The 7,872-nt window shown below is 67.0% G+C and carries 13 protein-coding genes; 9 read left to right on the plus strand and 4 right to left on the minus strand.

The annotated features are described in order from the left end of the window. Nucleotides 1–16: 16 nt before the first annotated feature. On the minus strand, nt 17–313 hold the full coding sequence (locus Q0568_RS01475) for a MerR family transcriptional regulator (RefSeq protein ID WP_298861079.1): 297 nt from the start codon (nt 311–313) through the stop codon (nt 17–19). Nucleotides 314–438: 125 nt separating this feature from the next. Between Q0568_RS01475 and Q0568_RS01480 the strand changes: the two genes are divergently transcribed. The 3 genes from Q0568_RS01480 (at nt 439) to Q0568_RS01490 (ending at nt 2,256) form a co-directional block, all read left to right on the plus strand. Then, nucleotides 439–861 (plus strand): Hsp20/alpha crystallin family protein, encoded by a 423-nt coding sequence (locus tag Q0568_RS01480; protein ID WP_298861082.1) that lies wholly within the window; start codon nt 439–441, stop codon nt 859–861. A gap of 34 nt (nt 862–895) precedes the next feature. After that, nucleotides 896–1,108, plus strand: coding sequence for a DUF2795 domain-containing protein (locus Q0568_RS01485; protein WP_298861086.1), 213 nt, complete (start codon nt 896–898; stop codon nt 1,106–1,108). Nucleotides 1,109–1,272: 164 nt separating this feature from the next. Beyond that, nucleotides 1,273–2,256 carry a hypothetical protein gene (locus tag Q0568_RS01490; protein ID WP_298861089.1) on the plus strand — a complete coding sequence of 328 codons (984 nt, stop codon included), beginning with the start codon at nt 1,273–1,275 and terminating at the stop codon, nt 2,254–2,256. On the opposite strand, the gene Q0568_RS01495 is transcribed toward Q0568_RS01490, so the two are convergent. Further along, nucleotides 2,148–2,861, minus strand: coding sequence for a hypothetical protein (locus tag Q0568_RS01495; protein ID WP_298861094.1), 714 nt, complete (start codon nt 2,859–2,861; stop codon nt 2,148–2,150). The genes Q0568_RS01490 and Q0568_RS01495 overlap by 109 nt on opposite strands. Before the next feature lie 134 nt (nt 2,862–2,995). On the opposite strand from Q0568_RS01495, the gene Q0568_RS01500 reads away from it, so the two are divergent. Beyond that, nucleotides 2,996–3,679 carry an NAD(P)-binding domain-containing protein gene (locus Q0568_RS01500; protein ID WP_298861097.1) on the plus strand — a complete coding sequence of 228 codons (684 nt, stop codon included), beginning with the start codon at nt 2,996–2,998 and terminating at the stop codon, nt 3,677–3,679. Nucleotides 3,680–3,685: 6 nt separating this feature from the next. On the opposite strand, the gene Q0568_RS01505 is transcribed toward Q0568_RS01500, so the two are convergent. Then, complete coding sequence (locus tag Q0568_RS01505) at nt 3,686–3,841, minus strand: hypothetical protein (protein ID WP_298861100.1); 156 nt, start codon at nt 3,839–3,841, stop codon at nt 3,686–3,688. Here Q0568_RS01505 and Q0568_RS17165 point away from each other — a divergent pair. Further along, a complete protein-coding gene (locus Q0568_RS17165) occupies nt 3,840–3,938 on the plus strand; it encodes a hypothetical protein (protein ID WP_366941309.1) in 99 nt (32 codons plus the stop codon). The genes Q0568_RS01505 and Q0568_RS17165 overlap by 2 nt on opposite strands. After that, nucleotides 3,932–4,546: an IclR family transcriptional regulator gene (locus Q0568_RS01510; protein WP_298861103.1), complete on the plus strand. Its 615-nt coding sequence runs from the start codon at nt 3,932–3,934 to the stop codon at nt 4,544–4,546. The genes Q0568_RS17165 and Q0568_RS01510 overlap by 7 nt, the downstream gene beginning before the upstream one ends. A 269-nt stretch (nt 4,547–4,815) precedes the next feature. Here the strand turns inward: Q0568_RS01510 and Q0568_RS01515 are convergent, their stop codons facing one another. Beyond that, entirely contained in the window at nt 4,816–5,595 is a 780-nt protein-coding gene (locus tag Q0568_RS01515) for an IclR family transcriptional regulator C-terminal domain-containing protein (protein ID WP_298861108.1), read from the minus strand. Between the two features lie 725 nt (nt 5,596–6,320). Between Q0568_RS01515 and Q0568_RS01520 the strand changes: the two genes are divergently transcribed. Genes Q0568_RS01520 through Q0568_RS01530 form a run of 3 tightly spaced genes read left to right on the plus strand, consistent with a single transcriptional unit; the run spans nt 6,321 to nt 7,787 of the window. After that, on the plus strand, nt 6,321–6,782 hold the full coding sequence (locus tag Q0568_RS01520) for a hypothetical protein (protein WP_298861111.1): 462 nt from the start codon (nt 6,321–6,323) through the stop codon (nt 6,780–6,782). Next, on the plus strand, nt 6,779–7,246 hold the full coding sequence (locus tag Q0568_RS01525; protein ID WP_298861114.1) for a hypothetical protein: 468 nt from the start codon (nt 6,779–6,781) through the stop codon (nt 7,244–7,246). The genes Q0568_RS01520 and Q0568_RS01525 overlap by 4 nt, the downstream gene beginning before the upstream one ends. A 4-nt stretch (nt 7,247–7,250) precedes the next feature. Next, the gene (locus Q0568_RS01530) at nt 7,251–7,787 is read left to right on the plus strand and encodes a DUF1643 domain-containing protein (RefSeq protein ID WP_298861117.1); all 537 of its coding nucleotides are present in this window, start codon (nt 7,251–7,253) and stop codon (nt 7,785–7,787) included. The last annotated feature ends 85 nt before the right edge of the window (nt 7,788–7,872 follow it).

A 7,872-nucleotide genomic window follows, 5' to 3' on the forward strand; every position in this document is an offset into this window, starting at 1 on the left:
CGAGACCACGGCGACGTCACTCCCCGGAGTCGCCCCGTTCGACGGCCAGTTCCGCTCGAAGTCCGGCGTTCTCGTCCTCGAGCTCCATGAGCCGGCCGATTCCGGCGAGGTTCATGCCCTCATCGCGCAGTCGCCCGACACGACGCAGCCGCGCGATGTCATCACCGCTGTACCGCCGGGTTCCGCCGTCGCTGCGCTGCGGCGTGAGCAGTCCGTGACGCTCGAAGAGTCGCAGCGTCGCCTCGGGCATATTCACGAGCTGCGCGGCGACGGCGATGCCGTACAGCGGCGTGCTCATCTCGGGTTCGGTCATGTCTGCGAGTCCTGTCATTGCGAAGATCATCACTTTGGTCTATAACAAATCTACACCAGCGAATGCAGATGGTCTGCATTCTCCATCTGAGCCCGTTCCTCCGGGCCGATCGAAAGGAGCACATCATGGGAATGACATTCGATCCGATCAGCCAGCTCGATCGTTTTGCTGCGAGCGTGCTGGATTCCGTTCGATCCCCTCGCCTGATGCCGGTGGATCTCTTCCGCGACGGCGAGCGCTACGTCCTGCACGCCGATCTCCCCGGCGCGGACCCCGGCTCCATCGACGTCGACGTCGACGGCACCCAGCTGAGCATCCGCGCGCAGCGCACGGCGGACACCGGTGAGGGCTCCCGGTGGCTCGCGCGCGAGCGCAGTTCGGGTTCCTTCCTGCGCCAGTTCACCCTCGGCGACGGCGTCGACATCGACCGCATCAGCGCCTCGTACGAGAACGGCGTGCTGACGGTCGTCATCCCGGTCAGCGAGCGGGCCAAGCCCCGCAGGATCACCGTGGAGTCGTCATCGCACCGGGAGGAGATCGCGGCATGAGACAGGACACCCCGTTTCAGGAAGGAATGACACGATGACGACATCCGCTTCTGCACTCGACCGCTTCCTGGCCGACATGGAGTACCCCGCGATCACGGACGATCTCGTGCGCGAGGCGTCACGCGATGGGCTGCCCTCGGACGACATCGCCGCGCTCAGCGCTCTGCCGATCGGACGGTTCGACTCGTGCTTCGACGTCCGGCGTGCGATGACGCCGGCCCGCGCTCACGCGCTCGCCGCCGCCTAGCGCTGCGGGGTCTCGCTCACGGGTGCGCCTGCACTCGCGAGCGAGACCCCGGCGTCCTGGTTCCGCTCACCGCACGAGTTCGACGGCGCGCTCGAGGTCGCCGACGAAGGCGCGGAAGCCGCCCGCGCGGCGGGTGATCAGCGGCGCCCCGGTATGCTTCGACCATGGTGCGGCGCTGGCTGGGGCGTATGCAGCGGACGCTGCTCGTGTCTCCCGAGACCCTCACCGCCGATCCCCGGATCATCTCCCGCGCACTGCGGACGGACGAGCTCCTCGAGGTCGCGGGAGTGCGGCGCATCGCCGAGCTCGGCCCGCGGAACACGCGATTCGTGGCACCCGGCGTGCTGCGTCACCCCGCCTCGCGCCTGTCGATCCTCAGGGATGCACTGGAGGACGGCATCCGGATGCTGTTCGCCGAGGCCGACCCGGCCTGGGACGACGCACCGCTCACGGCTGCTCTCCCGGTCATCGTGCACAGGCTCGACGATCCCGCCGCATCCGAGCGCGGTGCCCTCTACGGCGCGAACGTCCTCGAGCTGCTGCGCCACACCCTGGCGTCCGATCCCGACGCCACCGCGCGAGCGCTGCGCGGGATGAGCACCAGGCATGTGCCGCAGAAGACGATGCGGATGCTGCCGGCCGAGCTGCCCGTGCAGCGCCTGCATCCGCTGCGCCGACTCGCAGGCGACCCGCGGGGGCCCGTGTACCTCGCGGTGGGAATCTATTCGGCGCTGCGCGCCCTGCCGGTGGCGTTCCTCCCGCAGTTCCACGGCAGCCTGCTGGTGCTCTGGCTGATCGACATCCTCACCGCGATCCCGTACACCTGGGGCGTGCTGGCGATGCTGTTCGCCCCGCGGCGCAGCATCCGCGCCCTGGCGACGCTCACCACGATCGCGACCTTCACGGCGCCGTACGTGTACTTCTGGCTGAACGGGCGGGACTACCCGCCGTTCGTGGTGGCGGTCATCGCCGTGCTGACCGTCTGCAGCATCTCGATCGAAGTGGTCAAGTACGTGCAGGAGCGGCTGCTGCGCCGCCGCTACCGCAGCGCCCTGGTGGCCGCGACGGTGCGGATGACGCCGGTGAGGATCACCCAGGCGCCCGAGGCCAGCCAGACCACGACGGTCCAGGGCTCGGCGATCGGGTAGAGCACCACGAGTGCGGCGGAGGCGATGATCCACACCGCCGTGGCGATGAGCGTGATCGCCCGGAACCGTGCCACGCGCAGCGGATGAACGAATGCGATGGGCGCCCAGGTCAGCAGCGAGAGCACGACGACGACGACGGCGTTGAACAGTGCGCCCGCGCCCAGCAGCCACAGGCCCAGCGCCACCACATTCCACGCGGCGGGAAAGCCGAGGAAGTAGTAGTCGCCGGTCTTCATCTTCGTGTTGGCGTAGCAGAACATCGACGAGACATTGATGAGCAGCAGCAGGATGAGCGCCGCGGCGCCGTCGCCCAGAAGGCCCTCCCGGAACAGGAACAGCGCGGGGATGAGCGTCCAGGTCAGGTAGTCGATGATCGAGTCGAGGATGACGCCGTCGAAGTTCGGCGCGTAGGTGCGCACCTCCGCCTTGCGCGCCAGGGTGCCGTCGACGCCGTCCACGACCAGGGCGATGCCCAGGTACAGCCACATGAGCCGGGGCTCGTCGTCGAAGAGCGCCAGCAGCGCGAGGGTCGCCCAGATCACCCCGGTGAGGGTGAAGGCGTGCACCGCCCAGGCGGCGATAACGCGAGTGCGTCGAGAGGGCATGACCTGATTCCTGATGGTCGGGTGGCAGACGATCGGCGTCGATCATCCGCGGAGGGCGGACTCTCTCCACGCTAGTGCCCGCGCGCGGGGGCGCCGGCGAGTCCGGGCGGCACGCCGGGACATACGATGGCGGGATGGACCGCATCCGCACGCTCGGCATCATCGGCGCAGGTCGGCTGGGGTCCGTGCTGGCGCAACTGGCGTCGGACGCCGGGTACCGCGTGCTGATCGCGCGAAGCGGCGACCCCGCCCCCATCGCGCGGGCGATGGCCGCGGTCGGCGCCGAGGCCCGTACCGTCTCTGCCGTGATCGACGATGCGGATGCCGTGGTGCTCGCGCTTCCGCTGGGCGCCTACCGCACGCTCCCGACCGAGGAGATGAGCGGGATGCTCGTCATCGACGCCATGAACTACTGGTGGGGCGCCGACGGCATCCGCCCTGATCTGACGGACCCGGCGACCTCGACAAGCGAGCTGGTGCAGGCGCATCTCGCGGGAGCGCGGGTCGTGAAGGCGCTCGGGCACATGGGCTATCAGGACATGGCGGAGGAGGCGCGGAAGGTCGGCGATCCTGCGCGCAAGGCCATCGCCATCGCCGGGGACTCCCCCGACGACCTGGCGCTCGTCGCCGGGCTGGTCGATGCGCTGGGTTTCGATGCGGTGATCGCAGGCCCCCTGGCCGCCGGGATCATGCTGGAGCCGGGTTCCGAGGTGTTCGGCGCGGACGTCGGCGCTGAAGAGCTGCGCGGGATGCTGGACGACTTCGCGAGCTCGCGGCGCGGGATCGTGGTGGCGAAGGCGCGGGGCGGCGCGATCTGAGCCGGGCTACGCGGTCGGCTGAAGCGTTCCGTCGACGAGCTTGACGATGATGGAGCAGTCCTTCCTCGCCTGGCCCGCATCGACGACCCGCTGGAACATCTGCATCACGTGCTCGCCGACTTCCCCCACGCCGATCCTCCTGCTGCGGAAGATCACGAGCATCCTCACCTGCTTCTCGCTCGAAGTCCCCGACCCCACGCTGCAGGAGATCACGCGTCGCACCGGCCTTCCCGCCAGCACCTGGTCCAGAACATGGTGAGAGAGGGCTACCTCGACCGAGACGGTGATCGCTATCGCATCGGACTCCGTCTGGTGCAGTGGTCGATGCCCGGCACGTTCGCGCTGGACATCGTGCTTCTGACCAAGCACATTCTGCAGGAGCTGCGCGATCAGACCGAGGAGTCCGCGTGCCTCTACGTTCGCGATGGTGCGCTCCGCACCATCGTCAGCGTCGCCGACACGCGTCACGTGATCATGCGCCCGTTCCGCGTGGGGCAGGTGCTGCCGCTCCACGCCGGCGCACCGGGCAAGATCTTCCTGGCGTTCGATCCGGATGCCCGCGAGGCGCTGCTGGGCACCGAGCTGATCGAGTTCACGGCCTCGACTCCCACCAGTATGGAGCGGCTGGACGAGCAGAGCCGGGTCGCGCGAGCACAGGGATACTCGGCGGCGTTCGGCGAGCGGCACATCGATGTCGGCTCGATCAGCGCCCCGGTGTTCGGGCACACCGGGGAACTCGCCGCAGTTCTGGGGATCGGGTTCCCGATCCAGCGAGTGGGTCCGGAAGACGCGAGCAGGCTGGGGCCGGTCGTCGCGGCTGCCGCACGATCGGCGAGCGCTGCCTTGGGAGCCCCCGGACGCGAGTGATCGTCGCAACGCCCGGCGTGTCGCCTCCACCCGAACATGGGCGAGGCGTCGAGCAGGAGCTGGGGACTCCTGGTCGACGCCTCGCTTGGACCGCTCGAGCGGTCTCATCCCCCCCCGCGGTCATCAGCCGTCTGATGTCGGCAACGGATCGGCTGGTTCTGGGGAAACCGTGCTTCTCCGGCGGCGACAGGCAGTGACCGTGGTGCGACTCCAGACTATGGGCGCTGTCAACCTGCACGGAACCCGCTGATTTTCAGATGGTGAAAGCGCTAAAGCGCCGAGCCCGAGAGGCCCTCGGTGCCGAGGCGCAGCGACAGCCGGTTCGCCGTGCGGCGCAGCTGCTCGGCGATCAGGGCGGTGTCGGGTGCCGGTCCGTCGGTCGGCAGCGATACGGCGAGGGATGCCGTGATGCCGGGTGCGAGCACGGGAACGGCCAGGCAGTTGTACCCGATGGCGTACTCCTGCTCGTCGCGGACGGCCGCAGCCGGACTCTCCAGCTGACGCAGCAGCAGCTCACGGTCCCGGATCGTGTAGGGCGTGAGCTCCTCGAGCACGTGTCGTGAGAGGTAGTCCGCACGCTCCTCCGGCGTGAGCTCCGCCAGGATCTGCTTGCCCAGCGCGGTGGCATGGGCGCTGGAGTGCAACCCCACCCACAGCTCGACGCGAGGGCTGGACACCGCATCGACGATGTCCACAAGATGCACTTCACCGTCCTGATAGCGGGACAGGTATGCGGTGGCTCCGATCCCGTCGGCGACATCGTGCAGCGACTCCCGAACACGTGCCACGAAGACCCCGGCCGCCTTGGTGTCGCTCAGCCCGGGAAACCTCCCACCCAGCACGAGCCCGTCACGCTCCGCCGCCAGATACTGCTCGCGCATGAGCGTGCGCACCAGGTTGTACGTCGTGCCGAGGGTGAGGCCCGCCTTCTGCGCGATGACCTTCGCGGGAAGGGGTCGCGAGGAGTTCGCGACGATGTCGACCAGGCGCAGGGCTCGCTGCACGGAGGCGATCAGAGTCTCACCGCCCTCAGGGGTCTCCGGGGGCATCGTCTTCTCCTCGTGCCGGCGGGATATCGCCTTCCCCTGCGCGGCATTGCGCTGGGGCCGCCGACGATCACCACCGGCAGTTGTCCCTGGCCAATCATCGCGCCTGGCGGCGGCGCAGACGAAATGGATGCGGGTCGGAACGACGGTCGTCGGGGGCGCCAGCACGGACGCATGAACGCGAATGGTCCGGGACCTCTATCCCGGACCATTCGCGTCCACGTGGGCTGTTGGCGCAACCACTTGTGGTGCGGATCATGGCTATGAGGCGTTGCCGCTTTTCCTGCAGCGGAGACCAGGTTTTCCTGCGGGCGCTGACTACTCCACCCCCATAGCGCCGCCGACAGATGACATGTTTCGGCGCAAACGCGGGCCTCGCGGCCGCGCGGGGACGCGCCGCGATGTATCCGCGTGACCAACCTGGCAGTGCACGATGAGCGGCCCGGCGGGCATCGCGTGCAGGTGATCTCATTCCTCTACCGTGACGCTGTCTACGCCGGGGCGCCTGCGGCGTGCTCGACTGCGGAGCACGCGCGCCGAACTCGTTCCACCACGAAAGATCACCATGGCGTCGCCTCATCCTCATCCGTCCACTCCGAGCGGGCGAGACCGAATGTTGGCCCCACCGGAACGGATCCCCCGCCAGCCAGTCATCCCTTCGCACACAGGCACTTGACGGTAGGTATTAGCTGGGTAATACTTATGGAGCAGTCAAGGAAGGACTGAACATGGAAGACATGGTGGAAGTGCGCGTTAACGTCCCGTTGGCTCGTGAAACGGAGTTCTACCGCTGGTTCGCAGACTGGCGCGACGGCCGGCTAAACGAACTATGGCCGGCATCGCCGACCAATGGGGGCACCTCAGCATCACCGAAAGCGGAGCTAACATACGCTGTCGCCTGGTGGAATCTATTGCGCCGCAATGAACGCGATCTTTGGACCCTCTGGATCGACTCCGCCCCGCGGTTGCTCAAGGCGAAGGAGATCGTCGAAGCCCTCGAGCTGAGTGGTCCGCGCGAGATTCCCGGCATTCTGTCCTGGGTGGGAAGGAAGGGGAAGAAGGTCGGGTTCAAGGTGACGTGGCGGTTCACCTCTGACCCCGACGACGGCTCCCCCACCTACGGGATCGACGACCCTGACTACGCGGCGCTTCTCAAGGAAGCACGCCGGCTCGCTGAGGAGAGAGCGTGATGAACGAACGCTCAGACATCTACCCCGACTTCGAGGACGAGCAAGACAAGGCCTGCGAAGATGCCACAAGCGAGCGAGAGTATGCCTCACTTGATCAGGCATTCGAGGCTCACCGTATTCCGATGGAGAACCGGGATCTCATCCGCCGCGCGGTAGCACTCGCCGGCGTCGAGCGCTACACAGGCACAGCCAGCTATATCAAAGCCCACCGAAACGACGGCGGCCCGACCCTCCGCATTCACTACGGATACACAAACGGGTTCAGGAGTGCCGACGAAGCCGCCTCCTTGGGCGACGGCGTGCAGCCGTGGCGAAGTGCACGGACGAAACTCTGGGGAATCAGCCACCCCGTGAACAGGACAAGCTCTCGCGCCGGCGGGCAGAAGCAAGTCAGACGGGACTATGGTGTCTGCCCTGAGTGCTTCACGACATACCACCCCAACGGCACTTGCGGCTGCGTGTGAACCCATGAAGTACAAGAAGGGGACGCGACCAACTGCTATCCGGCCTAAGCCGAAAAAGAAGCATCGCAAACGCCGGTACGTGCTTGAACGGATGAAGAGGCGAGCGATGAACCCTTTCGTGGTACTCGGAATGAATCCGTCGCACGCGAACCTGAAGGTTGCAGACAAGACGGTGGCTCGGGTGGCTTCTGTCGCCGCTGAGAAGGGGCACGACGGCTGGATCATGCTCAACCTGTACCCGGTTCGCGGGTCTGATCCGCGCCGTCTCGATGCCTATGACAGAAGGCTCGCACGCAAGAACGCGCGCGCCATCGTTAAGAGACTGAAGAAGTACGGCGTGCGGGAAGTCGTCGGCGCTTGGGGCGACTTGAAGGTACCGGCGCTGAGAAGAGCAAAGAACTTAGTTCTCGCAGAGCTTCGGGCCGCGGGTATCGAGATCTACTACTACGGGGCTCTCACGAAGGCGGGCAACCCCCGCCACCCGAATCCGCGGAAAGGACGATGGGATGTCGATGGAAAGCGGAACCTCCTCGCGTTCTGAGCGTGAAGCCCTTCGACTGCTCCGCGGGATTGCCGGCTCTTCGTAGTTGAGGGTGTAGCGGTGCTGGTTCGCGGATAGGGGTCGA

This window comes from uncultured Microbacterium sp., from assembly GCF_937927635.1.
GTDB lineage: Bacteria > Actinomycetota > Actinomycetes > Actinomycetales > Microbacteriaceae > Microbacterium.